Origin of the sequence: Pseudomonas sp. LFS044 (assembly GCF_047978245.1) — a bacterium.
Taxonomy (GTDB): domain Bacteria; phylum Pseudomonadota; class Gammaproteobacteria; order Pseudomonadales; family Pseudomonadaceae; genus Aquipseudomonas.
Window position 1 is genome coordinate 18,919 of sequence record NZ_JBFPFX010000019.1, and the last position, 25,506, is coordinate 44,424.

Annotated in this window: 21 protein-coding genes and 2 pseudogenes; 8 read left to right on the forward strand and 15 right to left on the reverse strand. The window is 63.9% G+C overall.

Annotation, left to right across the window (positions count from 1 at the left end):
• Positions 1 to 46: 46 nt before the first annotated feature.
• The 5 genes from ACNQPL_RS16980 to ACNQPL_RS17000 form a co-directional block, all read right to left on the reverse strand.
• Entirely contained in the window at positions 47 to 1,459 is a 1,413-nt protein-coding gene (locus ACNQPL_RS16980) for a DOPA decarboxylase (RefSeq protein ID WP_416467315.1), read from the reverse strand.
• 81 nt (positions 1,460 to 1,540) lie between these two features.
• Entirely contained in the window at positions 1,541 to 2,485 is a 945-nt protein-coding gene (locus tag ACNQPL_RS16985) for a LysR family transcriptional regulator (RefSeq protein ID WP_416467316.1), read from the reverse strand.
• A 119-nt stretch (positions 2,486 to 2,604) separates the two neighbouring features.
• Complete coding sequence (locus ACNQPL_RS16990) at positions 2,605 to 3,318, reverse strand: YebC/PmpR family DNA-binding transcriptional regulator (RefSeq protein WP_387528001.1); 714 nt, start codon at positions 3,316 to 3,318, stop codon at positions 2,605 to 2,607.
• Between the two features lie 94 nt (positions 3,319 to 3,412).
• Complete coding sequence (locus ACNQPL_RS16995; RefSeq protein ID WP_416467317.1) at positions 3,413 to 4,804, reverse strand: FAD-dependent oxidoreductase; 1,392 nt, start codon at positions 4,802 to 4,804, stop codon at positions 3,413 to 3,415.
• Positions 4,805 to 4,818: 14 nt separating this feature from the next.
• Positions 4,819 to 6,135: an MFS transporter gene (locus ACNQPL_RS17000; protein ID WP_416467318.1), complete on the reverse strand. Its 1,317-nt coding sequence runs from the start codon at positions 6,133 to 6,135 to the stop codon at positions 4,819 to 4,821.
• Positions 6,136 to 6,374: 239 nt separating this feature from the next.
• Here ACNQPL_RS17000 and ACNQPL_RS17005 point away from each other — a divergent pair, with 239 nt between their 5' ends.
• Both ACNQPL_RS17005 and ACNQPL_RS17010 read left to right on the forward strand, forming a co-directional pair.
• Positions 6,375 to 7,244, forward strand: a complete 870-nt coding sequence (locus ACNQPL_RS17005) for a LysR substrate-binding domain-containing protein (protein WP_346613027.1) — start codon at positions 6,375 to 6,377, stop codon at positions 7,242 to 7,244.
• 93 nt (positions 7,245 to 7,337) lie between these two features.
• On the forward strand, positions 7,338 to 7,703 hold the full coding sequence (locus ACNQPL_RS17010; protein ID WP_416467319.1) for a DUF2784 domain-containing protein: 366 nt from the start codon (positions 7,338 to 7,340) through the stop codon (positions 7,701 to 7,703).
• Here the strand turns inward: ACNQPL_RS17010 and tam are convergent.
• The 4 genes from tam to ACNQPL_RS17030 all read right to left on the reverse strand — a co-directional run bounded on the left by tam (position 7,700) and on the right by ACNQPL_RS17030 (position 12,536).
• The gene (gene tam, locus ACNQPL_RS17015; RefSeq protein WP_346613025.1) at positions 7,700 to 8,476 is read right to left on the reverse strand and encodes a trans-aconitate 2-methyltransferase; all 777 of its coding nucleotides are present in this window, start codon (positions 8,474 to 8,476) and stop codon (positions 7,700 to 7,702) included. The genes ACNQPL_RS17010 and tam overlap by 4 nt on opposite strands.
• Before the next feature lie 72 nt (positions 8,477 to 8,548).
• Complete coding sequence (locus ACNQPL_RS17020; RefSeq protein ID WP_416467320.1) at positions 8,549 to 10,969, reverse strand: TonB-dependent siderophore receptor; 2,421 nt, start codon at positions 10,967 to 10,969, stop codon at positions 8,549 to 8,551.
• Positions 10,970 to 11,160: 191 nt separating this feature from the next.
• Positions 11,161 to 12,003, reverse strand: a complete 843-nt coding sequence (locus ACNQPL_RS17025; RefSeq protein ID WP_416467321.1) for a FecR family protein — start codon at positions 12,001 to 12,003, stop codon at positions 11,161 to 11,163.
• The gene (locus ACNQPL_RS17030; protein WP_346613022.1) at positions 12,000 to 12,536 is read right to left on the reverse strand and encodes an RNA polymerase sigma factor; all 537 of its coding nucleotides are present in this window, start codon (positions 12,534 to 12,536) and stop codon (positions 12,000 to 12,002) included. The genes ACNQPL_RS17025 and ACNQPL_RS17030 overlap by 4 nt, the downstream gene beginning before the upstream one ends.
• A 114-nt stretch (positions 12,537 to 12,650) precedes the next feature.
• On the opposite strand from ACNQPL_RS17030, the gene ACNQPL_RS17035 reads away from it, so the two are divergent.
• Entirely contained in the window at positions 12,651 to 12,830 is a 180-nt protein-coding gene (locus ACNQPL_RS17035; RefSeq protein WP_346613021.1) for a hypothetical protein, read from the forward strand.
• Between the two features lie 3 nt (positions 12,831 to 12,833).
• Here ACNQPL_RS17035 and ACNQPL_RS17040 read toward each other — a convergent pair whose 3' ends face one another.
• Positions 12,834 to 14,243, reverse strand: a complete 1,410-nt coding sequence (locus ACNQPL_RS17040) for an amino acid permease (protein WP_346613020.1) — start codon at positions 14,241 to 14,243, stop codon at positions 12,834 to 12,836.
• 326 nt (positions 14,244 to 14,569) lie between these two features.
• On the opposite strand from ACNQPL_RS17040, the gene ACNQPL_RS17045 reads away from it, so the two are divergent.
• Together ACNQPL_RS17045 and ACNQPL_RS17050 are read left to right on the forward strand one after the other, a co-directional pair.
• A complete protein-coding gene (locus ACNQPL_RS17045) occupies positions 14,570 to 15,994 on the forward strand; it encodes a PLP-dependent aminotransferase family protein (RefSeq protein ID WP_416467322.1) in 1,425 nt (474 codons plus the stop codon).
• A 156-nt stretch (positions 15,995 to 16,150) separates the two neighbouring features.
• Positions 16,151 to 16,927, forward strand: coding sequence for an RHS repeat-associated core domain-containing protein (locus ACNQPL_RS17050; RefSeq protein ID WP_346613018.1), 777 nt, complete (start codon positions 16,151 to 16,153; stop codon positions 16,925 to 16,927).
• Between the two features lie 211 nt (positions 16,928 to 17,138).
• Here ACNQPL_RS17050 and ACNQPL_RS17055 read toward each other — a convergent pair whose 3' ends face one another.
• The 3 genes and pseudogenes from ACNQPL_RS17055 to ACNQPL_RS17065 all read right to left on the reverse strand — a co-directional run bounded on the left by ACNQPL_RS17055 (position 17,139) and on the right by ACNQPL_RS17065 (position 20,763).
• Positions 17,139 to 18,194 carry a histone deacetylase family protein gene (locus ACNQPL_RS17055; RefSeq protein ID WP_416467323.1) on the reverse strand — a complete coding sequence of 352 codons (1,056 nt, stop codon included), beginning with the start codon at positions 18,192 to 18,194 and terminating at the stop codon, positions 17,139 to 17,141.
• On the reverse strand, positions 18,194 to 19,432 hold the full coding sequence (locus ACNQPL_RS17060; protein ID WP_346613016.1) for a Zn-dependent hydrolase: 1,239 nt from the start codon (positions 19,430 to 19,432) through the stop codon (positions 18,194 to 18,196). Before ACNQPL_RS17060 ends, ACNQPL_RS17055 begins: the two co-directional genes overlap by 1 nt.
• 30 nt (positions 19,433 to 19,462) lie before the next feature.
• Positions 19,463 to 20,763, reverse strand: a pseudogene (locus tag ACNQPL_RS17065) (MFS transporter).
• Positions 20,764 to 20,918: 155 nt separating this feature from the next.
• Here ACNQPL_RS17065 and ACNQPL_RS17070 point away from each other — a divergent pair.
• The 3 genes and pseudogenes from ACNQPL_RS17070 to ACNQPL_RS17080 all read left to right on the forward strand — a co-directional run bounded on the left by ACNQPL_RS17070 (position 20,919) and on the right by ACNQPL_RS17080 (position 23,419).
• A complete protein-coding gene (locus ACNQPL_RS17070; protein ID WP_416467324.1) occupies positions 20,919 to 21,842 on the forward strand; it encodes an autoinducer binding domain-containing protein in 924 nt (307 codons plus the stop codon).
• Positions 21,843 to 22,547, forward strand: a pseudogene (locus ACNQPL_RS17075) (substrate-binding domain-containing protein); the annotation flags it as partial.
• Between the two features lie 302 nt (positions 22,548 to 22,849).
• Entirely contained in the window at positions 22,850 to 23,419 is a 570-nt protein-coding gene (locus ACNQPL_RS17080) for a WYL domain-containing protein (RefSeq protein ID WP_416467325.1), read from the forward strand.
• Here ACNQPL_RS17080 and ACNQPL_RS17085 read toward each other — a convergent pair.
• Both ACNQPL_RS17085 and codA read right to left on the reverse strand, forming a co-directional pair.
• On the reverse strand, positions 23,389 to 24,108 hold the full coding sequence (locus ACNQPL_RS17085; protein WP_346613012.1) for a hypothetical protein: 720 nt from the start codon (positions 24,106 to 24,108) through the stop codon (positions 23,389 to 23,391). The two genes, ACNQPL_RS17080 and ACNQPL_RS17085, sit on opposite strands and share 31 nt — an antisense overlap.
• Before the next feature lie 155 nt (positions 24,109 to 24,263).
• Positions 24,264 to 25,505, reverse strand: coding sequence for a cytosine deaminase (gene codA / locus ACNQPL_RS17090; RefSeq protein WP_346613011.1), 1,242 nt, complete (start codon positions 25,503 to 25,505; stop codon positions 24,264 to 24,266).
• Position 25,506: the final 1 nt, after the last annotated feature.

Here is a 25,506-nt window from a genome sequence, read left to right on the forward strand (position 1 = left end):
GAGCGGGCTTGCCCCGCGAATGGGCCGCATGGCAGCCCCAGCTGTTTCAACCTTTGATCACTTCCTGCATCCGCAACCACAGCTTCTCGACATGCTCACGCTCGGTGGGCAGCGCGCCAACCGACACCCGCACCATCCATCGCCCATTCAAGGTCGCCGGCGTGACATACGCGTCACCCGAAGCATTGAGCCGCTCCGCCCAGCCCTTGGTATGCGCATCCAGCGCTTCCCCTTCCAGCCCCGCAGGCCGATGCTGAATGCACAACGTTTGCAGCTGAACCGGCGCCAAAAGCTCCCAATCTGCCGCCCCCTCGACCTGCTCGGCCAACCAGCGGGCATTGGCCAGGTCACGGCGCAGTCGTTGCTGCAACGCCTCTACCCCCTCGCTACGCAACATGAACCACAACTTCAAGGCCCGGAAACGCCGGCCCAGCGGAATGCCCCAGTCACGCAGGTTCTTCACCTCGCCATCCACCGCCGACTGCAGGTAGCTGGGGTTGGTACTCATCACCCGGATCAAGTGTTGCGGGTCGCGCACGTAGTAGATCGAGCAATCGAAGGCCACGCCCAGCCACTTATGCGCGTTGACCACCACCGAATCGGCCAGCTCGATGCCGTCCCACATCCAGCGGCACTCGGGCAGGATCATCGCCGAACCGGCCATGGCCGAGTCGACGTGCAGCCACAGCCCGTGGGCCTGGGCGATTTCGCCGATCGGGCGCAGTGGGTCCAGCGCCGTCGTGGTCGTGGTGCCGGTGGTGGCGACTACCGCGCAGGGCTGGTTGCCGGCGGCAATGTCCTGCTCGATGGCGGCCTGCAGGGCGTCCGGGCGCATGGCGAATTGCTCGTCCGTGGCAATCAGGCGGATGTTCGCCCGGCCGAAGCCGGCCAGCAGCGCCGCCTTGTCTACCGAGCTGTGGGCGTGGGCGCTGACATATACGATCAGCGGTTTGGCCTCTGCCTGCAGGCCACCGCGCACCAGCGCGTAATCGCTGGTGCGTTCACGGGCACTGATGAGCGCCACCAAGGTACTGGTGGAGGCGGTGTCCTGGATTACCCCGCTCCACTGCGCAGACAGGCCCAGCAGCTGGCGCAGCCAGTCGAGGGTCGTTTCCTCCAGTTCGCTCAGCGCCGGGCTGGATTGCCACGACAGGCCGAGTACCCCCAGGCCGGTGCTGAGGAAATCGCCGAGCACCGACGACAAGGTGCCGTTGGAGGGGAAGTAGCCGTAGAAGTCCGGGTGTTGCCAGTGCGACAAGCCAGGCATGATCAGCGTGTTGACGTCGTCGAGAATCGCTTCGAATGGCTCGCCCTGCTGCGGGGCACCTGCCGGCAAGGCGGCCTTCAGGTAGCCGGGCTCGACCTGGGCCATGACCGGGCGCTCGCCGACGGTCTGGCGGTAGTCGGCGATCAGGTCGATCAGTTGGTGGCCGTACTGGCGAAATTGTTCTGGGGTCACGCGCGGTCTCCTGTGGGCGGGCTTGTGGCCACAGTCTAGGCGCCTGCTACCCGCCGAATAACCCCGCTTCGCGCATACCTGCTATGGCAAACCCGCATGCCCGCCCTGCACACCAAATTGCGATTGGCGCCATAGCTCGAACACCCGGTTGCGCAGCCAGCGGTGCTCGGCCGACGCCTGCAGGCGCTGGTGCCATACCACCCAGTAGCGCTGGGTGTGCTCGACAAAGCCCAGCGGCCGCCAGGCCAGGTCATGCAGGCGGCACAGCTGGCGGGCGATGTGCTCCGGCACGGTGGCCAGCGCCTGGCTGTTGGCGACCACCTGCACGGTGGCGGAAAAGAACGGCACCTCCAGGCTGACCCGCCGCTGCAGGCCTTGGGCGCGCAGGTGGCGGTCGATGAAACTGTCCTTGTCGCCACCGCCGGAGATGCGCACGTGCTTGAAGGCAAGGTAATCGCCCTGGCTCAGTGCTTCACTAGCTGCCAACGGGTGCTCCCGTCGCATCAGGCACACCGCACGGTCTTCGCCGAGCAGGCGACCGTGCAGGTTGGGCGGCGACTCGTCGAACAGGGTGGTGGCGAGGTCGATCTCGCCACTGGCGAGCAAGGCGTACTGGCCCGCCTGCCAGGTGCGGTATTCGATGCAGACGCCGGGGGCTTCCTGCTCCAGCGCAGCCACGAGCAGCGGCAGCATGTGTTCGGCAACGTAATCGGAAGCGGCCAGGCAGAAGCGCCGCTCGCAGCGGGCCGGGTCGAAGGCGGCGGGTTGGCGCAGGGCCTGGAGTTCTTCGAGCACCTGGCGCAGCGGTTCGACCAGGGCTTCGGCGTATTCGCTGAGCACGTAGCCGCGGCCTTGGCGTACCAGCAGCGGGTCGTCGAAGCCTTCGCGCAGGTGAGCGAGTTGGCGGCTCAGGGCCGACTGGCTGACGCCCAGGCGCTCGGCGGCGTGGCTGAGGTTCTTGAGCTGCAGCAGGCAATCGAGGGTGCGCAGGTGGGCGAGGCTCAGGGAGGCGAAGGTTGGGTTCATCAGGCGCGCCTTTGTTGTATTCACCGGCCCCATCGCGGGCAAGCCCGCTCCTACAGGAATACGCGCTCCTCTGTGGGAGCCGGCTTGCCGGCGATTGGGCCGCAAAGCGGCCCCGGCGTTTAGTCGGTCAGACCAACGTAGACGTTCTGCACATCATCGTTCTCGTCGATCGCCTCCAGGAACGCCTCGACCTCAGCCAGTGCTTCAGCACTCAGGCTGGCAGCACTCACCGGGTTTTTCGGGGTGTAACCGATCTTCGCCGCAGTGACGGTAAAGCCGTGCTCTGGCAGGGCCTTCTGCACAGCATCGAGGTCGGTGGTGTCGGTGATGAACAGGGTCGAGCCCTCTTCTTCACCTTCTTCGAAGTCCTGAGCACCCGCTTCGATTGCCGCCATTTCCGGATCGGCATCAGCGCTTGCCGGGGTCGCTTCGATCAGGCCGACGTGGTTGAAGTCCCACGCCACCGAACCGCTGGCACCCAACTGGCCCTTGCGGAACAGCACACGAATCTGCGCAACGGTGCGGTTGACGTTGTCGGTCAGGCACTCGACGATCAGCGGCACCTGGTGCGGCGCGAAGCCTTCGTAGCTCACCGCATGGTACTGCACGGCATCGCCGTCCAGGCCAGCACCCTTGCGGATCGCACGGTCCAGGGTCTCGCGGGTCATCGAGGCCTTCTTGGCCTGCACGATGGCCAGGCGCAGGCGCGGGTTCATGTCGGGATCGGCGCCCGACTTGGCTGCGATCTGGATTTCCTTGGACAGCTTGCCCATGATCTTGCCCTTGGCATTGGCAGCTGTTTCTCTATGTTTGGCTTTCCACTGTGCGCCCATGTCGACTCTCTTGTTTCAGCGGCCGGTTCAGGAAGCGACCGGCCAAAAGTGGGAGCAGTTTATACGCCCTCGCGCCTGTGATCGACAAGAAATCTCACGCCTTGTCGGCCTTGCCCGCAGCCGCCGCGAAGCGCGCCAGGCGCACGTCCAGGTGGCGCGGCCGCAGCCCGCGGTCTTCTGCCCGCTCCTTGCGGCGGATGGCGTTGCGCACCATCAGCGACCCCAGGTAACGGATCGGCTCCGGCGGGAACAGCCCCAGCGGGCCCTTGACCAGCGGCGAGCGGGTCCAGGGGTTGTCCAGGCCCAGCGCCAGCGACGATAGGATCTGGCCGCCCATGTGGCACGGCCCTACGCCACTGCCGGAGTAGCCAAAGCCGTAGAACACATTGCCCTGCCCGTCCAACCGGCCAAAGAACGGCAACCCTGTCACCGAGCGGTCCGACGGGCCGTTCCAGCTGGCCGCCAGCGGCACATCGGCCAATGCCGGGAAAAACTCACCCAGGGTTTCGCGCAGCAGCGGCCGGTAGGGCGAGGGCTGGTCGAATACCGGCAGCATGCGCCCGCCATAAGCGAAGGTGTTGCCGCCCTTGCCGAGCATCAGGCGCCCATCGGATGTGTTGTGGTAGTAGTGCACGAAGATCCGCGAGTCGAGCACGCTGATGCCGTTGTTCAAGCCAATCTCGCGCAACAGCTCGGGGCACGGCTCGGTGATGATCATGTCGCTGGAGACGATCGCCACACTGCGCTCGAACTGCGGGAAGGCGCGTGCCATCCAGGCATTCAGGCCCAGCACCACGCGGTCGGCGCGCACCGTGCCATGGGCCGTGCGCACCTGCACCGGCGCGCCGTGCTCAAGGCCGGTCATCGCGCTACCTTCATGAATACGCACCCCGCGCTGCAACGCTACGCGGCGCAGGCCGCGCACCAGCCGCCCGGGCTGCACAGTGGCAGCCGCGGGTGAGAACCAGCCTTCCAGGTGCCGCGCCGAACCTGCCAGGCGCTGCACCTCGTCCAGCGCCAGGCGCTCGAACGAATTGATCCCCTTCTGCGCCAGCGCCGCGATCACCGCATCGGTGGCGCCGACCTGCGCCTGGTTGGTGGCGGTATACAGGGTGCCGTCCAGGCGGTAATCGCAGTCGATGCCATTGGCGGCGCAAAACTCGCCGATGGCGCCGATGCTGCGCTCTGACTCACGCACCAGGCGCACCGCTTCGGCCGCCCCGAACAAGCGTTCAAGGGTGAAGTACTTGGCCGACCAGGACAACGCACAGCCGCCATTGCGCCCGCTGGCACCCGCACCGCAGATGTCCGCCTCGATCAGCAGCACGTCCAGTGCCGGCACTGCCTCCTTGAGCATCAGCGCGGTCCACAGACCGGTGTAGCCACCGCCGACGATGCACACGTCGCAGCGGGCATCGCCTTGCAGCGGCGGGCACACCGCGTCCTGTTCCGAAGCCAGGGCCTGTTGCAGCCAGAAGGGTCTCATTCGCTCGCGTTCCTTTAAGTGCGCAGTGGCTTGATCGCCATGCTGGTATTGGGTGCCACGTCATTGGCATGGGCGACGCTGGCCGGGCGGCTGTTCCAGTGCGGCAGCAGCACCAGGGCCGAGAACAACGCGCAGCCCGCGAACACGATGAACACCGTGACGCTGTCGAAATAGCCGGGCAGCAAGCCGCCGAGCACCGCGCCTACCGAACCGCAGCCGTTGACGAAACCGGCCGCCGTAGCGCCGGCCTTGGCCGTGCCGAAATCGATCGCCGCCGCACCGCTGATCATCGAGTCCGGCCCGTACAGGGTCAGGCCCATGACGAACAGCAGGCCCACCACCATGATGATGCTGCCGGAGTGCATGGCCGCCATGAACAGCGCCAGGGTCACGGTCAGCAGCAGCAGGCTGATCACGCAGGCCGGCATACGCCGGGCGCCGAACAGCTTGTCCGAGGCCAGGCCGATGATGATCGGGCCCAGCAAGCCGGCCAGTTCGAAGGCGGTGGGGATGATCGCCGCGCCCACCTTGCCCACCGAGGGCATCTGCTCGAAGACGATCACCGGGCCCCACAGCAGAATGGCGTAGCGCGCCGGCTTGAGCAGGAAGTACGCCAGGCCCAGGGTGAGCACCGTGCGGTTGCGCAGGATTTCGCGCAACGGCGCCCAGACGCTGCACAGGTTGCCGGCCGGCGCCATGCTCTGCGGCTCGGGCTCAACTGCTGGCAACCCGACGTCCTCGGGCTTGTTGCGCTGCAGGAAGAAGAACAGCACCGCCACCGCGGCCACGACCACGGCACTGGAGAAAAACGCCGCGTGCCAGCTACCGACCAGGGTATAGGCCCACCAGCCGGCAAACGGCGAGGCGACAAGGCCACCGAAGGCGTAGCACGAACTCCACAACCCCAACACCCGCCCGCGTTGCGAGGCCGGGAAGAAGCTGCCGATGTTCTTGCACAGCCCGGCCCAGCCGGTGGACTGCGCCAGGCCCTGGATCAGCATGCAGGTTGCGAAGATCGGGAACGTCGCATAGCTGCCCATCACCACCGCCGCTGCTGCCGAAATCAGCAGCCCGCCCAGCACCACCACACGCGGGCCGAAGCGGTCGGCAAGCATGCCCCAGGTGAACTGGCCCACGGCGTAGGCAGCCAGGTAGATGGCGTCGAGGTTGGCCATGGCGGCCTTGTCGAGCATGAATGTCGGGTCTTCACCGATACCGAGCTTGGCTACCGAAAACGCCTTGCGGGTGAAGTAGAAGGCGGCGTAGGCCAGCCAGGTAATGGCGAAAATCTGGATACGCCAGCGTTTGAACGCGGCTAGGGATTGGTTCATGTTGACTCTGACCTCTTGCTCAAGTGTGCCGGCAGATTGTTAAAAAACGCCTGTCTTGTTCTTGTGTTGCGCACTGCATGACGTGGGCTCGTCATTGGTCAGATGGCGCAGTTGCATGCGCCATGGCCCGGACCGCTTGGGCGGTGTTGGGTTGAGAGCTATGGAAACAGTTGCAGACTGATAAATAAAATCGATTTATCGTATTACACACATAAGCTCAGCTTTTAACTGGAGTCATCATGTCGGTGTCCCATGCTCAATTGAAGGCCTTCCACGCGGTGGCCGTGCACGGCAGCTTCACCCGCGCCGCGCAGAAACTGTTTCTCACCCAGCCGGCGGTGTCTGACCAGGTGCGCAAGCTTGAGGAGCGCTTTGGCGTATTGCTGTTCCAACGCAACAAGCGTTCGGTGCAATTGACCGACCTCGGTGAACGGCTGCTGGGCATCAGCCAACGCCTGTTCGCCTGCGAAGCCGAAGCCCAGGAGCTGTTGCACGACTCCCGCGCCCTGCACACCGGCAGCCTGGTGCTGGCGGTGGATGCGCCAGTGCACGTGCTGCCCCAGATCGCGCGCTTTTGCCAGCGCTACCCGGGCATCCAGGTCAAGGTCGAGACCGGCAACACAGATGAATCCCTGGCCCGGCTGTTCAGTTACCAGGCCGACCTCGCCCTGCTGGGGCGCGATGTGGATGATGAGCGTCTGTACTGCGTGCCCTTGCGCCGCGACCCGATGGTGGCGTTCGTCTCGCACAACCATCCTTGGGCCAGCCGGGGCTCGATCAGCCTGGCAGACCTGGACGACACCCCGCTGGTGCTGCGCGAACCGGGCTCGGTGACGCGGCAGACGCTGGAGGAAGAGATGCAGCGTGCCGGGCTACGGATTCGCCCGGCGATCCAGGTCGAGGGCCGCGAGGCTGCGCGCGAGGCCGTGGTGGTGGGGATTGGCGTGGGGGTGGTGTCGGCGGCCGAGTTCGGCGCGGATGCGAGGGTGTGTGCGCTGCCGATTGTCGATTGCCAGCGGCACCTGACCGAGACGCTGGTGTGCCTGAGCGAGCAGCGAACGCGGCGGGTGGTGGCGACGTTCTTGCAGATGGTCCAGGAAGAATTGTAGGCGCGGCGCTGCGGCGACCCGACTTGCCCGCGAAGGGCCCAGCACTGCGAACACAGGTATGCTGGCAATATCCCAACCTCAGATGCGCAGCCCATGCTCTCTCGCCTAGCCGCCGACGCCCTGGTCCTGCTACACCTGGCCTTCATCCTGCTGGTGCTGTTCGGTGGCCTGCTGGTGCTCAGATGGCGCCCCGCCCTGCTCGTCCACCTGCCCGCCCTGGCCTGGGGCCTGGCAGTGGAGGGCCTGCACCTGGAGTGCCCGCTGACCGACTGGGAAAACCGCATGCGCTTCGCCGCAGGCGATGCCGGCTACCACGGCGGTTTCGTCGAGCACTACATCTGGCCGCTGATCTACCCGGCCGGGCTGACGCCGCAGATCCAATGGCTGCTGGGCGGCGTCGTGCTGCTGGTCAACCTCGGCGTTTACGGTTACGTGACATGGCGCTGGCGTCGCAACTAGCGGGTAGCGATCACGAACAGCCGCGGGAACGGCAGCAGCACCTTGCCATCGGTGGCCGGCGGGTAGTCGTGCTGCATGGCCTGCAGGTACATCTGCAGGAAGTCCGCCTGCTCATCTTGGTCAAGCCTGGCCAGATACGGCCGCAGGGCCGAGCCCTTGAACCACTCCACCACTGCCTCGGCGCCGCCCGGCAGCGGGTGGTGATAGGTGGTGCGCCACACATCCACCCGCGAGCACAGCGGGCTGAGCAGGTCGTAGTAGAACGCCGCGTTATGCCGCGGCGGCAAGCTGAAGTCGGCAAACTTGTCGGCCCAGCGGCCGCGACCGGCTATCTCGCGCAGTTGCCGGTGGGCCGGTTCGTCGAGGTTGTCCGGCGTTTGCACGGCCAGGCTTCCCCCTTCGCTCAGCTGGCGCACCAGGTGCGGGTACAGCGAACCGTGGTCGGGCACCCACTGCAGCGAAGCATTGGCGAGGATCAGGTCTTGTGCTTCGGGTGCGGTCCAGGTGGCGATCTCGGCGATGTCGCAGCGCACCCGCGGGATACGCAGGCGCTGCCGCGCACGCGCCTTGTCGATCATGTCCGGGTCGCTGTCCAGCGCAGTCACCTGGGCATCCGGGTGGCGCTGCAGCAGCACCTCGGTGGAATTGCCCGGGCCACAACCCAGGTCGGTGGCATGGCGCACCGGGCGCGGCGGCACAGCGGCCAGCAAATCGCGCACGGCGCGGGTGCGTTCATCTTCGAACAGGGAATACTGGGTGGCGGACCAGGCCATGGGGGGCTCCTTTTGGCGGGCAATGTGCTCAGCATAAGCCATGTGCCAGCCATCAGGGGCCGTTTGCCACAATCAGAAATCCCAGCGCGTGGTCAGCATGACGTTGCGCGGCTCACCGTAGTAGCCGCTGTAGAACGTGGTATCCAGCGCACTCAGGTACTTCTTGTCGAACAGGTTGTTGACGTTGAGGGTGCTCGAGAGCTGCTCGGTGAACTGGTAGCGCCCCATCAGGTTGAACACCGCGAACTGCCCTTGCCTGGCCTTGACCGTCTTGCCCAGGTCCACCGGCGCCGCCGTGAAGTGGGTGCCGCTCTGCCAGTTCATGCCGCCACCTACGGTCAGCCGCTCCAGCTCGCCCGGCAGGCGGTACGTGGTCCACAGCTTGACCATGTTGGCCGGGGATACCGTGTTCACCCGCTCACCATCAGCGTCCTTGGTGATGCTGTGGTTGTAACTGGCGCTCAGGTTCCAGCCGGGTTGCAACTCGCCGGTGGCTTCTACTTCGAAGCCGCGAGTGGTGGCGCCGGAAATCGCCCGATAGGCCGAGGTGGTGGTGCCGGGCACGACTTTGCCCGGGTCGACTTCGGCCAGGTTGTCCTGCTTGATCTCGAAGGCGGCAATGCTGGTGTCGAGGCGCCCGCCGAAGTACGTACTTTTCAGGCCGACCTCGTAGTTGTCACCCTCACGCGGGTCGAGGGTACTGCCGGAGGCATCACGCACCGTCTGCGGCTTGAAGATGCTGGTATAGCTGGCGTAGACCGAGTGGATGCCGTTGAGGTCATAGACGATGCCGGCATAGGGCGTGACCACCCCGCTCTCACGGTTGGCTGTAACCCGGTTCAACGCAGGGCTGACCACGTATTCGAGATCGTAACGGTAACGGTAGTTGCTGACGCGGGTGCCGAGTATTACCGACAGGTCATCGGTAGGCCGTAATCGAGTGGCCAGGTAGGTGCCCGTCTGATAAATGCTGGTATCACCGTCGTACAGCTTGCCGACGCCGGTGTTTGGCTCGGTGGTGTAGTTATCCCAGGTGAAGAAGTTGACGCGATTGCCTTCGATCGACGTACCACGCAACGGGTCGTGGTGATTTTCATAACGGGAGAAGTTGTAACCCAGTACCAGCTCATGTTCACGGCCAAAGGCCTGGAACGGCCCTTTGAGCTGGGCATCGACGCCGACCTGTTTCTGCCAGGTGCTGCCGGCACCGCCATACAAGCGCACGCCCTGCCCGGTCTGCTTGTCAGGGAAGCCCCAACTGGCGGTGGCCAGGCGATAGTCCTCGCGATTGATGTACATCTGGTTGACGGCAACGCGCAGGCTCCAGTCATGGCCCAGTTGCTGCTCGAGGCTGGCGAAGGTATTCAGCACGTCCTGCGGGTTGCTGCTCCAGCGCGCAGCGCTGTTGGTCGAGCGCGAAAAATCGGTCTGCTCGCCGTTGCTGTAGAACAGTGGGAACGCCACCGACGACGAACCTTGGGGCTCGTTCTTCTGATAGTCGGCGCCTACGGTGAACAAGGTGGTGTCGCTCAGGTCGGCTTCGAGGATACCGTAGAACACCTGTTTTTCCTGGTGATAGTGGTCGACGAAGCTGTCGCTCTGCTGGTAGGCCGCGACCATCCGCCCACGCACATTGCCCGTTGGTGTCAGCGGCCCCGAAAGGTCGACTTCGGTACGGTATTTGTTCCACGACCCCAGCCCGGCACTGACATGCCCCTTGAACGCTGCAGTCGGGCGCTTGCGTACCAAGTTGATGGTGGCGGACGGATCGCCGGCGCCGGTCAGCAGGCCGGTTGCACCGCGCAGCACTTCAACGTGGTCGTAAACGGCCATGTCAGCCAGGCTCTGGGCCGACACCTGGCTGACGATGTCGAGGGTGGTCGGGATACCGTCGAACTGGAAATTATCGACCGAATATCCGCGCGAATAAATATTGAAGCGCTCGCTGCCCAGGCTCTGCACCGACAAGCCCGGTGTTTGTTGCAACACCTCGGTCAGGCCGTTGAGGCCCTGATCGTCCATACGTTGACGGGTGACCACACTGATCGACTGCGGCGTTTCGCGCAGCGAGAGGTCCAGGCCGGTACCGCTGCGGGTCGAACCCAGGGTGTAGGCACCGCTACCCTCCGTGATGTTGCCGAACAACTGGCCGTCGACGTTGGTGGCGCCAAGCTCCAGCGCAGTCCCGCTGGCAGCGCTGCCGATCAAGTAGCCGTCACCGACACGCTGCACCTGCAGTGTGCTACCCGTCAGAAGTCGCTGCAGGGCCTGCTCGACGGTCATACGCCCTTGTACGGCACGGGCCTGGAGGGCTTGAGCGGCGTCGGTGGCAAACAGGATGCGCGTGCCCGTCTGCCGCGCCAGTTCATTGAGCGAGCGGTCCAGGCGTTGCGCCGGGATATCCACGGTGAAGGTGGCGTCCTGCGCCTGCACGGCAGCACTGGCCATCAGGCATCCGGCCAACAGCGCCAACGGTGAAAAAGCGTTGTTCATGTGTTCCCCATACCAACGATTCGAGTGACTTCATGGGGATGGCGGTTGGCCATGGAGGAAAGTTGATGTGCACTTGCAAATAATTATTGGTTGCCTGTGCTGGCCCTATCGCCGGCAAGCCGGCTCCCACAACCGTAGCGCCGCGCCTACTTTGATAGCCGGCTTGCCGGCAATGAGGCCGGTACAGGCGATCAATCTTTCCGGCCGATTGTCAGGCCGCCGTCCACACCGCGCACCGTGGTCACCGGCAACACGGCCGGCAACTGCTCGAGCAATGCCCGCACCTGCCGGCTATCGAACTCCCCTGACAGCCGCAGCCCGCCGGTACGCTCATCCGCCAACCGCAACGGCTGTTCACTGTAGCGCTGCAAGTCGACGACCGCTTCGCGCAGCGGCGTGCCATCGAAGCGCAGCACCGACTGCCGCCAGCCGTCCAGCGCTACGCTGTCCACCTGCTGCACTTCACTCAACTCGGCAACCGAAGCCAGCACCTGCTGATTAGCCTGCAGCGGCTGCACCTCCCCGCGACCGTTACTGACTTCGACCTCCCCTTGCAGCACCCCCACCCGCACCCCGCGCACATCGCTGCGTACATCGAACACTGTACCGATGTCGCGCACGGTTACGCCCTGGCTACGCACAATGAACGGCGCATCGGCATGCACCACAATGAACCTGGCCTGCCCATCCACCAGCTCCAGCTGACGGCTGCGCAGGCGGCGCTCTATACGCAGGTGGCTGCCGGAATCGAGCAGTACCTGGCTGCCATCGGCCAGTTGGATTTCACGCTGCGCGCCAATGGCCACCAGCACCTGCTCAGTGCGCCAAGCCGGGTCCAGCCACCACACAGCGCCTGCCAGCAGCAACACTAGGGCGGTCGAGCCTGCGGCCTTGCGCCCTTTGCGCTGCCGCGCGGTCATGGCTTTGGCCTCGGCCAGCAGCACCTCGCGTGAAGCCACTCGCTCGCGCAAGGCTGCGCTGAAGGGTTCCAGCAGGTCGGCCTGCTGTTTCGCGGCTGTTTTGTCCTGGCTCATGCCTGGCCCTCGCCACGCAGGCGGCGCGCGGGCTCCCAACGGCTGATGATGGCGCGCATTGCGCGGTTGAAGTGCTGGGTCACCATGTTGGTCGAGATCTCCAGTTCCTCGGCAATGTCACGCTGGGCCATGCCGTGGATGCGATGCAGCAGGAACACCTGACGCTGGCGCGCCGGCAGCCCTTCGATGATCGCCAGCAAGGCATGCAATTGCTGCTCGAAATCCAATGCCTGTGCGCCGTCCCAGGTATCCAGCGCAGGCTCTTCGGTGCTGGCGGTGGCCAGGTGTGCGGCGCGAATCGACTCGGCGCGGATGCGGTCGATGGCGCGGTTGAAGGTGACCTTGCGCAGAAAAGCCAAGGGCAACGACACCCGTTCGCGGGGAGGCTTGTCGAGGATCTGCAGGTATACGTCGTGGACCAGATCACGGGCGAAGTGACGATCGCGAAAACGCTGCCTGATGAACTTGACCAGGTCGTCGTAATGCAGTGCCAGGGTGTCGAGCAATTGCTGATTGGGCGGGGTATCGGACATGACAGCACAAACGTCCAGGTGATAATGCTTCGCATTGTAGTGTGAGATTACCGCTGTTGTCTTCACCGGCATCAGGGCCGGAACTGACGGGCTAAGCTTGGAGTCAGTTCAACTATGCGCATGCCCATGAAAACATTCCTGGCCCTCGCCCTGCTGGCCCTGATCGCCGCCGCCGCCCTCCTCGGCTCGCCGTGGATGAACGGGCGCTTCCACATGCCTTCAGACAAAACCCCGGCCCAGCAACGCGAAACGGCCGGGTCCCCAAGGGAGCCGGCCGTTTCTAAGCAGCACTAGTGCTTAGTGTTGCTTGGCGCTACGAATCTGATGCACCACACCCATGGCCACCACGATGGCCGCGGCGATGCCGGTGGAGATCACCAGGATCTGGTAGTCAGGCATGAAGGCCATGGTGACCAGCGCGGCGACGATGAAGGCGATCACCAGGTAGGTGAGCCACGGGAACAGCCACATCTTCAGGCGTACTTCCTTGCCCTCGGCGATCAGCTTGCGGCGCATGCGCAGCTGCGAGAAGGCGATCACCAGGTACACCAGCAGGGCGATCATGCCGGTGGTGTTCATCAGGGTGTCCAGCACGTCTTTCGGGCGCAGGGTTTCGCTGAAGTTGATCAGCGCGCAAACCACAGCCACCGCGCACGAACCGATGATCGCGTACACCGGTACGCCGGTGCCGGCGCGGGTGATCTTGAAGAACGACGGTGCGTCGCCACGCTGGGCCAGGGAGAACAGCATGCGCGAAGCGGTGTAGTGGCCGGAGATCAGGCAGCTGCTCACCGAGGTCAGTACCACGAAGTTCATCAGCAGCTCGGCATACGGCACGCCCAGCAGTTCCAGGGTACGGCGGTAGGCGCCATAGCCGGAGACGCCCAGCTGAGGGTCGTTCCACGGTACCAGGCAGACGATCAGGAAGATCGAACCGACGTAGAACAGGCACACACGCCATACCACCGAGTTGGTGGCCTTGACGATCTGGGTGGCCGGGTCTTTGGCTTCGGAGGCCGCGATGGTGACGATTTCGGCGCCGAGGAAGGCGAACATCACCCCAAGCAACGCACCAATGACCGTGGTAATGCCATTGGGCATGAAGCCTTCGGCGGTCAGGTGGGTGATGCCCCGCACTTCACCGAACTGCCAGACGTTCATGACCGCCGCGGTACACACGATCAGGAAGCAGACAATCGCAATCACCTTGATCAGCGCGAACCAGAATTCGAACTCACCGTAGTGCTTGACGTTGAAGAAGTTCACGGTAATCAGCAACAGGGTCGTGGCCAGCACGAACACGTTGACGCTCACGTCCGGGAAGAAGCCATGCAGGATCTTGCCCGCCACGTACGCTTCCCAGGCCATCAGGATGACCCAGTACCACCAGTACAGCCAGCCGATGGTGAAACCGGCCCAACGGCCAATCGCGCGGTCGGCGTAGGTGGAGAACGAGCCGGTGTCGGGCGAGGACGTCGCCATCTCACCGAGCATGCGCATGATCAGTACCACCAGGATGCCGCCGGCAAGGTAGGCCAGGACAGCAGCCGGGCCGGCGCTGTGGATCACGCTGCCGGAACCGACGAACAAGGCGCCGCCGATAACCCCGGCGATCGACATCATCGTCAGGTGGCGCGACTTGAGCGAGGCACTGAGCTTGCTCTCGTGCTCACCTTTCGCGGTGGTGGTTGTGGATGTTGCTCCCATCAGTTGTGTACCCCGTGTTTCTTTTTATCCAAGGAAATGCGTGAAGCCATGATGGCGATCGGCTTCACCTGTACATCAGCGCTAATGCGGGCAGGAAGGTGTGCGCAAACACACGCAGGCCATCCCTGGCGGCCTGCTTGCACACCCGAAGGTTTGCCCTTCGGGCGAACTGAACATGCTTTATCTGGCGATATCTGACACCTAATGTAAAAATGTCCGACAGATAGAGCCATGCACAGTGGCATGAATCTCGCACTGCACTGTACAGGCCGCCGATGCAATACACCCTGCAGGCGCCAGGCGATACGCACCCTCAAGGCCCCCGAATGCTCGAATTACATCCAGACTCCTCAACCCCGTTGGTCAACCAGATCATCGACGGGCTGCGCGAGCTGATCGACAACCAGACCCTCAAGCCAGGCGCCAAGGTCCCGTCGATCCGCGCGTTCGCCGCGACCTATTCGGTGAGCACCTTCACCGTGGTCGAGGCTTACGATCGCCTGGTGGCTCAGGGGCTGCTGGTGAGCAAGGGCAATGCCGGGTTCTTCGTCAACCGCGCGGTGGCCGAGTTGCTGGACACACACACCGCCGAGGCCGACGCCAGTCGACCATCGTTCAACTCCGAATGGTACCTGCAGCAGATCTTCGAAACCCGCCAACTGCCGTTCAAGCCAGGTTGCGGCTGGCTGCCCAACGACTGGATGTACGAAGAAGGCCTGCGCCGTGGTTTGCGCCAGGTGGCCGGCAGCCCGCTGGAGCTTTCCGGCTACGGCGATCCCATGGGCCTGCCGGAGCTGCGCGCGCTGACTGCGCAGAACCTGCAGCAAGAGCTGTCGATCGTCGCCAATACGGCGCAGTTGATGCTGACCCACGGCGCCAGCCAGGCACTCGACCTCGCCGTGCGCACGCTGGTGCGCCCGGGTGACGTGGTGCTGGTGGACGACCCCGGTTACCCCAACCTGATGAGCATCCTGCGTACCCAGGGCGCCACCCTGATCGGCGTGCCGCGCACCCCGAACGGCTACGACCTCAACCACCTGGAGCAACTGCTGGCGCATCACCGCCCGACCGCTTTTTTCACCCAGCCGCACCTGCACAGCCCGACCTGCTCGCGCACCCCGTTGCCGCAGCTGCACCGCCTCCTGCAACTGGCCAGCCAGCACGGCTTCCGGCTGGTGGAGAACAACCTGTACGCCGACATGGTCGCCGAGCCACAGCCGTGCCTGGCCAGCCTCGACCATCTGCAGCAGGTGGTGTATGTGGGCAGTTATTCCAAGAGCATCTCGCCCAACGTACGGGTCGGCTACCTGCTGGCCAACCCGGCGCTTTCGCAGAAGTTGTTGCACCTGAAGATGCGTTCGGGCCTGACCACCTCGCAGGTGATGGAGCGCGTGGTGTACGCCGCGATCATCGACGGTCGCTGGCGCAAGCACCTCAAACGCCTGCGCCAGCGCCTGGCCGAGGCGCACCAGGAAGTTGGCCGTCACCTGCATCGTCTCGGCTTCGAGCTGTTCACCGAGTCGGACGAAGGCATGTACATCTGGACCCGCCACCCGGCCATCCCCGACAGCGCCGCGCTGCTGGACGATGCGCTGGAGAAAGGCATCATGCTTGGGCCCGGGCAGTTGTTCATGGTGGATGCCAAGCCGACCGGGTGGATGCGGTTCAACGTGGCGTTCAGTACGGACCCGGCGATGTGGGAGTTGCTGGAGAAGGTGTTGGTGAAGCATGTGCGGCAGGCGGGGGTTTAAGACGCTCCCCGATGCATCTTCAGCGCCTGTGAGATCGAGCGCCGCCCAACAAATCAAGAAACTACTCGCACCTGTTATTTTTGCCAGTTACCCGTAATCAAGACCGTAGGCGATAATTGTAGGTATATCCAAGCATGCTATCGGCGGGGAGTAGATATGAATGCAATGTGTTCCGGAGCTGGCTGGCAGGCCTATGACGCATACGGCTATCGAAACATTACTACCTGGCCAACTGGATTATTGGGCTTCAACGGCGAGCTTCTTTCTACTGCAACAGGGTGTTACGCCCTCGGAAATGGACACCGGCTATACAACCCCCGTCTGATGCGTTTCATCAGCCCTGACGCACTAAGCCCTTTTAACCGCGGAGGCTTAAACTGCTATGCTTACTGCATCAACGACCCCATTAACTCAAAAGACCCTAGCGGTAAATACCGACTCAAGACTATCGTTACTAAAATCCTGGCAATCATTAGATTCAAACTACCCCTAAAGCCTAGAAAAGCAATAACAAGCGAGTGGAAAACCCTAACTAACCTCGAACCTGAAAAATTGGCAAATGATAGGTGGGACGCTGAAGATTTAATATCCCGCGGAAAAGCTCACTTCACCCTAGCAAAAGGTCCAGGAAGCTTGGAGAGGATTCCCGAAGCGGATTCAAAAAACAAATTTGTCTTTACTCGAGACAACGATTTTTTGATCGGCAGCTACAACATCGAAGACGGACACCTAAGCCACGCCAGCATAGCCGAACTGGGACAACACGCACTCGGCAGACGCCTCGAAGTTATCAGCGCAGGATACATAATCAGAGCGGGAAGAGATTTCATCCTAACCAATCAATCTGGCCACTTTAGAACTTCAATGGAACAGTTGAAACCGGCCATGTACTACCTTGAAAGCTTAGGGGTAAACGTAAGGTATGGGTGGTAGTACTTCTGAAAGGATTACATCCTTGTCCATAGCATCGAACAGTATCAGAGACGCCGATAGAGACAATACAACTACCGGCGTGCAGCACTTATCACCAACCCACCCTGTTCGCGAAGAAGGCTTTCGCATCTCCCCGGGTGCCCGTCACGGCATGTTCAGCGCCTGTGAGATCGAGCGCCGCCCGCGCGGCGCATCGCGGATAAATCCGCTCCTACATTTGTTGCAACGTGCCATGGCCTGATGGGCCACAGTTGCCCGCATTGTCGGCAAAAAACGCCCGCGCATTCGCCTCCAGACTCTCCAGGTGATACCCCCCTTCCTGCACAATCACACACGGCAACCGCAACGCCCGGATCCGCTCACCCAACGCCGCAAACCCTTCGGTCGTCACCGCCACCTTGCTTTGCGGGTCGAGCTCATAGATATCGAACCCCAGCGACAGCACCAGCACCTCGGCGCCAAAGTCCTTCACCGCATTCAGCGCAACCTCCAGCTGGCTCATGAAATCCGCCTCGCTGGCGCCATGGGCCATCGGCAGGTTGAGGTTGTAGCCCTCCCCCGCACCGCTGCCGCGCTCATCCTCGAACCCGGCAACGCCTGGGTAGAAGTTGGTCGGATCGCCATGGGTGGAGACGTACAGGACATCGTTGCGCTCGTAGAAGATCTCCTGAATGCCCTGCCCGTGGTGCATGTCGGTGTCGAGGATGGCCACCCGGCGGTAGCGGCTGCGCAGGGCCTGGGCGGCGACGGCGGCGTTGTTGATGTAACAGAAGCCGCCGGCGGCATCGAAGCGTGCATGGTGACCCGGTGGGCGGCACAGGGCGTAGGCGGCGGGCTCGCCGTCGAGGATGGCCTTGGCGGCAGCCACGGCGCTCTGTGCCGACCAGTAGGCCGAGTGCCAGGTGTGCTCGCCCACCGGGCAGCTGCCGTCGGCCAGGTAGCGGCCGGCCTGGGCGAGGATGCCGCGCAGGGCGTTGGGTTCACGGACGAAGATGTTCGACATGACTTCGTCCCCCCAGTCTTCGGGCACTTCCTTCCAACGCGCATGGGCCTCTTCGAGGAACGCCAGGTAGGCTTCGCCGTGCACGGCCTTGAGCGGGTCGAGGCCAGCGTCGGCAGGTTGGCGGATGTCGAAGCCGAGGTCCTTGGCCGCCTGCAGCAGGCGCTGGGCGCGCTCGGGGACTTCCTGCGGGGTGCGCATGGCGCCGCGCGAGTAGTAGCTGCGCGGGTGGTGCAGCAGTTGTTCGGGGTGGAAGTAGCAACGCATCAGGCTTCTCCTTCTGCACGGCCGGCGCGGGCCAGCACGGCGTTGAGCAATACATCGACGCCCTGGCGGGCGTCCTCGGGCAGTACGTCTTCGGCCTCGTTGTGGCTCAGGCCACCGACGCAGGGGATGAACACCATGGCCGTCGGGCAGTAACGGGCAAGCAGAATGGCGTCGTGGCCGGCGCCGCTGACGATGGATTGCTGGGCATAGCCAAGGCCATCCACCGCCTGCTGCACGGCCGCCACGCAGTCGGCGTCGAACGGCGTCGCCGGGCTCACCCAGTGGCGGTCGATGCGTACCTGCAAGCCGCGCTGGGTGGCGATGGCCTGCAGTTTCTGGCCAAGGTCGCGCTCCATGGCTTCGATGGCTTCATCGCGGTGGTGGCGCAGGTCGACGGTAAAGCGCAGCACACCGGGGATGGTGTTGCGCGAGGACTTGGCGATCGACAGTTCACCCACGGTGGTCAGGCCTTCGGGGGCAAAGTCGGCGGCGAGTTGCTCGACGGCCTGGATCATCCGCGCGGCGCCGTACAGCGCATCCTTGCGCAGCGGCATCGGCGTGGTGCCGGCATGCGCCGCCATGCCTTCGACGGTAACGTCCAGCCAGCGGATGGCCTGGCCACCGCTGACCACACCGATGGCCTTGGCGTTGTCCTCCAGAATCGGGCCTTGCTCGATATGCGCTTCGAAGTAGGCATCGACCTTGCCGCCCAGCGGGCGCTGGCCAGCGTAACCGGTGCGTTTCAGCTCATCCGCCACGCTGATGCCGTCGGCATCGCGGATGGCCAGGGCCTGGTCCAGCGCGAGGGTGCCGGTGAACACCGCCGAGCCGAACATGGCCGGGGTGAAACGGGCGCCCTCCTCGTTGGTCCAGACGGCGATTTCCAGCGGTTTGCGGGTCTGGATGTTCAGGTCGTTGAGGCGGCGCACGACCTCAAGGCCCGCCAGCACACCGTAGACGCCATCGAAGCGGCCGCCCTCGGGCTGGGTGTCGAGGTGGCTGCCCATCATCACCGGGGCGGCGCTTGGGTCGCTGCCAGCGCGGCGGGCGAACAGGTTGCCGATGGCATCCACGCTCAGGCTCAGGCCGGCCTCGCGGCACCAGTGGCTGAACAGTTCACGGCCAGCCTTGTCTTCGTCGCTCAGGGCCAGACGGCAGCTGCCGCCGCGTGCGGTGGCGCCGACTTCGGCCATGGCCATCAGGCTCGCCCACAGGCGTTCGCCATTGCTTTTCAACATGTGCGGATACTCCAAAAACAAGAAGTTGAATCAGGCCAGTTCCAGGCGCTGGCTGTGGGCGTACTGGCGCGCCAGGGCCAGCACGCACACCAGGGAAATGGCGGCGATCAGGGTGTAGAACACCGCCATCGGCCACCAAAGGCCTGTGAAGGTGTGCGCCAGGTGCCGATCAATGGCGTGAGGCCGCCGGCGATGGCGCCGCACACCTGGTAGGCCATGGAAATCGCGGTATAGCGCACCCGGGTTTCGAACATGCCGCTGACGTAGCCGGCGATCACCGCATAGAACGAGGCCATGCAGGCTGCCGCCAGGGCGATGCCGAGCACGATCAGCGGGCCTTGGCCCGAGCTGACCAACACGAACATCGGGTACGGCGAGGCCATCGCCAGCACGGCGACCAAGGCCAGGAAGCGCGTGGCGCCGATCTTTTCCGATAGCCACGCGGCCAGCGGCTGCACGCAGAACTGGATGATCGCCACGAAGAACAGGCATTCAAGGATCAACGAACGCTCCAGGTGCAGTTGCTGGGTGGTGTAGCTGATCATGAAGGTGTTGGTGAAGTAGACCCCCGCAATGCCCAGGGTATTGGCACCGATGCACAGCAGCAGCGGGCGCCAGGCGGTGCGCAGCACTTCCAGCACCGGCGCCTGCTCCTTGCGCTGGGCCTTGGCCGCCTGCTCGCGGCTGGCAAGAAATTCAGGCGACTCGTTGACCCCCAGGCGGATCGCCAGGCCCACCAGCAGCAACAGCGCACTGGCCAAGAACGGCACGCGCCAGCCCCAGCTCATCAGGTCCTCTTCGGGCAGCCGGGTGACAGCGCCGAACGCCAACAAGGAAAGGATCAAACCCGCCGGGCTGCCCAACTGGGCGAACGAGGCAAAGAAGTTGCGCCGGCCCTTGGGCGCATGCTCGCCGGCCATCAGCACGGCTCCACCCCATTCACCACCGACGGCAATGCCCTGGATGACGCGCAGGATGATCAACAGCACCGGTGCGGCGGCACCGATCTGCGCATGGGTCGGCAGCAGGCCGATACAGACGGTGACGATGCCCATCATCAACAAGGTGATGACCAGCGATTTCTTGCGGCCGATGCGGTCGCCCACGTGGCCGAAGACGATGCCACCCAACGGCCGGGCGAAAAAGCCCACAGCGAAGGTGCCAAAGGCAGCCATGGTGCTGAACAGGCTGTTGTCGGAGGGGAAGAACAAGGCGCCGAACACCAGCGCGGCAGCGGTGGCGTAAATGTAGAAGTCGTACCATTCGATCATGGTGCCGATGAACGCGGCCGCGGCGGCACGGCGCGGCTGGGGCGAAGCAGTGGGCTGCATGGGGGGCTCCTTTGTTTGTTTTTCTGGCAGGAGTTGATCGGGTCACGGTAGCGCTCTGTGGGCGCTTGACTGCGATTTATCGTCCCGGGGCTATGATTAGTCAATTTTCTATTTATTATTTGCACTATTAGCCACGCTTATCATCGAGCCCCGCCATGTCCGACCGCCTGCTCAACGACCGCCTCGACTGGAACCTGCTGCGCACCTTCCGGGTGATCGGCCAGGAGCTGTCAATCAGCCGCGCCGCGGCGCGCCTGCACCTGACCCAGCCGGCCGTGAGCCAGGCGCTCAAGCGCCTGGAGGAACAACTCGGCCGGCAGCTGATCGCCCGCCGTGGGCCACGCTTCGTCCTCACCGACATGGAACTACGCTGGCAGGATGCCTACCACCAGTTCAATACGGCGGAAAACGAGCAGCAGCTCTTTCACCAGGTTTCCGCATACTCGAAGCGTCTCGGCTTCGAGTACTGCTGCTATGGAATCCGCGTGCCGCAGCCGGGATCGCAGCCCTTGGTCGAGATCTTCGACACCTATCCGCCGGGCTGGATGGCGCACTATCAGGCGCGCAACTACATCGAGATCGATCCGACCGTGCGCGACGGGGCGGCGAGCCCGAACATGATCATCTGGCCCGACGCCGATGCGGCGGAGCAACCGTCGCTCTGGCGCGACGCGCGCGACTTCGGCATGTCGGTCGGCGTCGCGCAGTCGAGCTGGGCCGCGCGCGGCGTGTTCGGACTGTTGACCATCGCGCGGCGCTCGGACCGCCTCACGCCGGCCGAGATCAACAGCCTGACGCTGCAGGCCAACTGGCTCGCCAATCTCTCGCATTCGCTGATGGGCCGGTTCCTCGTGCCGAAGCTGTCGCCGGCCGCGAGCATCTCGCTCACCAAGCGCGAACGCGAGGTGCTGAGCTGGACCAGCGAAGGCCGCACCGCCAGCGAGATCGGCGAACAGCTCAACATCTCCGAGCGCACCGTCACGTTCCACATCAACAACATCCTCGCCAAGCTCGGCGCGGCCAACAAGGTGCAGGCGGTCGTCAAGGCGATCGGCATGGGGCTGATCCAGGCGCCGTAGATGGGTGAGCAGCTGTTCCTGCTGGCTGGCGAGGTGTATGGGCAGATGTCGCAGATCGGCGGCCTGCTGGAACAGCCAGCGGACGAATTGGTGGGCAAGGTCAGGTTGCTGATGATCAGCCGTATCGTCAGTGAGCGTTTCGACGATTTTCTCGCCGATTTCCACCGCCAACACCCACGGGTGGATGTGGAAATCGATGTGATGCGCAGCTCCGACATCGTCGCCGCGTTGCAGGAGAAGACCGCCACGGCAGGCCTGAGCCTGAACCGCCGGGCACAACCGCGGCTGGAGCAACGCCTGTTCCTGCGCCAGCGCTATGCGTTTTTCTGTGGCAAGCACCATGCCCTGTTCGGCCAGGCCGAGGGGGATTTGCAGCGGGAGAATTTCGTCAGCTTCACCAGCGATCAGATTGGCGGGATGCTCTCGCCGTTGACCATCTTTCGCGACCAGCAGGGGTTTTCCGGCCGCATCGTCGCGTCGTCGCCGAGCCTTGAGGAGGTGCGCCGGCTGGTGATCGCCGGGTTTGGCATCGGTTGCCTGCCGGAGCATGTTGTGGCGGTGGATGTGGCGGCAGGGTTGCTGTGGAAACTGCCGCCGCAGGAAGGCATCGCGGATGTGGATATTCACCTGCTGTGGAACAGGGAGCAGCGCCTGAGCCGAGCTGAAGAGGTGTTTATCGAAGCGCTGCAGAACTGCCTGGCGTGAGCAGCCCATTCAGCGCTTCCCCTTGTCACCCAGGATCACCTCCAAGGTGCCACGTTTTATAGACGACGCGGGAAGTACTGCTATGCCAAAGGTGAGCTGAAGGACGTACCAGGGCAGACGCGGGTAACGGGCAAGGCCCTGCTACAAGATCCTGGCCCTGCAAGCGGCGACAGAGCCAAGCCTTGCAGGCTGTGTTTCCGTCGCCTGAAACTTGGATCCCATCGACTTAGGGGGTATGCTCGCGGCAATAGCCATATGCCATCACCCAGGCGCATTCCGCCTGGACTTCAAGGACGAGCCCTTTGCCCAGCCACACGACCCGCCACACCATCGCCCGCCAGTGGCAACTGCTCAAACTGCTGCCCGACCGCCACCCCGGCTTGAGTTCGACGCAGTTGCAGGCAGCACTGGCAAACGTTGGCCACAGAACCAGCAAACGTACGGTCGAGCGCGACCTCAACGAACTCGCGACGCTGTTCCCTCTGCGCTGCAACAACAAGGGCATGCCTTACGGCTGGTACTGGCAACCGGGCCTGAGCCTGGGGGAGGCGCAACAGCTGCAGCCGGACGTGCTGTCCCCTACGCAGCAGATCGAACTGCGCGCCTGGGTTGACGACGCCCTCGCACGGCGCCTGGAAGATCAGCCACTGTCCGATGACATGCGCCTTGCCCCGCATGGTGCAGGTGGCGCGACGCTGGATGCCACGGTCGACGACAGCCGCGCGCTGATGGGCTGGTTGTTGTCCCAGGCCGGGTCCATCCGCGTGCAGGCACCTGAAGACTTGCGCACGGCCATGGTCGAACAACTGCGCCAGAGCCTGGCCCTGCACGACGGCGGTGTTCAGCTGCGGCGGCGGGCCAAACAGGCGTAACCCAGGCCCAGTACACCGAGCACCAGCACGCCGAGCAGCACCATGAGCTCGCGGCTGTACCGTGCCGCCCATGCCGGCAAACCAATGAATTCGCGATAGACCTGCACATCGGCCACGCCATCGGCATGGCTGATGCTGATACCGCTCTGCCGAATCTGCGAGTAATCGGCATCGAAGTAGACCCAGACCTTACACGCCCCACCCGGCTCGATGGCGGGGATCTCGACCATGGGTGTCGCGGCTTCGATGAGGGTGTCGTTGCCAGCGGCATCGCGCACCTGCACCAGGCCTTTGGCCGGCAGGCGTATCTTGACCTCGCGAACCTGCACGTCACCTGTGTTGCGCAACTCGATGAGCAAGCCGGTGCGGTGGTCCACCAACCCGGCCTCGAACGGTTTGGCGAACAACTGGGCATAGGGTGCCTGGGCCAGATCGATCAGCCGATCCACCTGCTCCTGGTTCAACGCACCCTGGCCGATGCTGTTGATGCGCGGCTGCAAGCGCTCGTATTTGAGCTGCTCGTTGGCCTTGCTGATGCGCTCGCTGAACTGGCTTGGGTAGGTGAGATAGGCGTAGGTCAGGGAAGCCTCAAGGCGTGCGTTGCCCTTGAGCGCCACATAGGCCACCAGCATGACCATCAGGCCAAGCAACAGGGCTACGAGGAGTTTCCCGATTTTGTCCCAACTCAACGGTGTGTTCCTTCTGTCACGGCATGCACGGTTCAAGGGCCCCAAAGGGTGCCAAGTTAAACGCCGCCAGGCAAGCGCTCAAAGGCACCGCAACGCCAACCGCGATCAGCTGGCCGCCCTGCCAGAGCTGATCAGGGTTGTCTGCCTCGACGCTTTCAGGCGAACCGCTCGACCTGCGCCGGTGTGCGGCGCATCAGCACCTTGCCGTGGCGCACCGACACCAGCGCATGCCCCTGGCTGCGGACCATCTCGTAGTCATCCGGTGCAGACAGCAGCAGCAGGTTCGCCGGGCGCCCCACCTCGATGCCGTAGCGCTCGCCCAGGTTGAGCGTGCGCGCACTGTTGTCGGTAATCAGGTCCAGGCAGCGCTGCAGGTCCTCGTAGCCCAGCATGTGGCAGATGTGCAGCCCGGCCTCGAGGATGCGCAGGATGTTGCCGTTGCCCAGCGGGTACCACGGGTCGACGATCGAGTCCTGGCCGAAACACACGTTCATCCCCGCCCGGTCGATCTCGGCCACGCGGGTCAGCCCGCGGCGTTTCGGGTAGGTGTCGAAGCGGCCCTGCAGGTGGATGCTCTCGGTCGGGCAGGAGACGAAGTTGATGCCCGACATCTTCAGCAGGCGGAACAGCTTGGAGCAGTAGGCATTGTCATAGGAACCCATGGCCGTGGTATGGCTCGCCGTGACCCGCGCGCCCATGCCACGCACCCGCGCCTCTTCGGCCAGCACTTCGAGGAAACGCGATTGCGGGTCGTCGGTCTCGTCGCAGTGCACGTCCACCAGGCAACCGGTGCGCTCGGCCAGCTCCATCAGGAACTTCACCGACGACACGCCCTGATCACGGGTGTTTTCAAAATGCGGAATGCCGCCCACCACATCGGCGCCCATGGCCACCGCTTCGGTCATCAGCGCCCGGCCATTGGCGTAAGACTCGATACCCTCCTGCGGGAAGGCGACGATCTGCAGGTCGATCAGGTCGCGCACTTCCTCGCGCACTTCGACCATTGCCTTGAGTGCGGTGAGCTTGGGGTCGGTCACGTCGACATGGGTGCGCACATGCTGGATGCCGTGCTCCACCAGCATGCCGATGGTCTTCTTCGAGCGGGTCTTGATGTCGTCGTGGGTGGTGATCGCCTTGCGTTCTGCCCAGCGCTCGATGCCTTCGAACAGCGTGCCGCTCATGTTCCAGTTCGGTTCGCCGGCGGTCAGGGTGGCGTCCAGGTGAATGTGCGGCTCGACGAAGGGCGGCACCACCAGGTTCTGCTGGGCGTCCAGGTCATCCGGGTTGACGCGCGATACCACTTGCGCCTGGGGCGCAATGGCAGCGATGCGATCACCGTCCAGCTCGATACGGAACAGGCCGGCCTTGCCGCGCAGGCGTGCGTTGATGATGTTCATG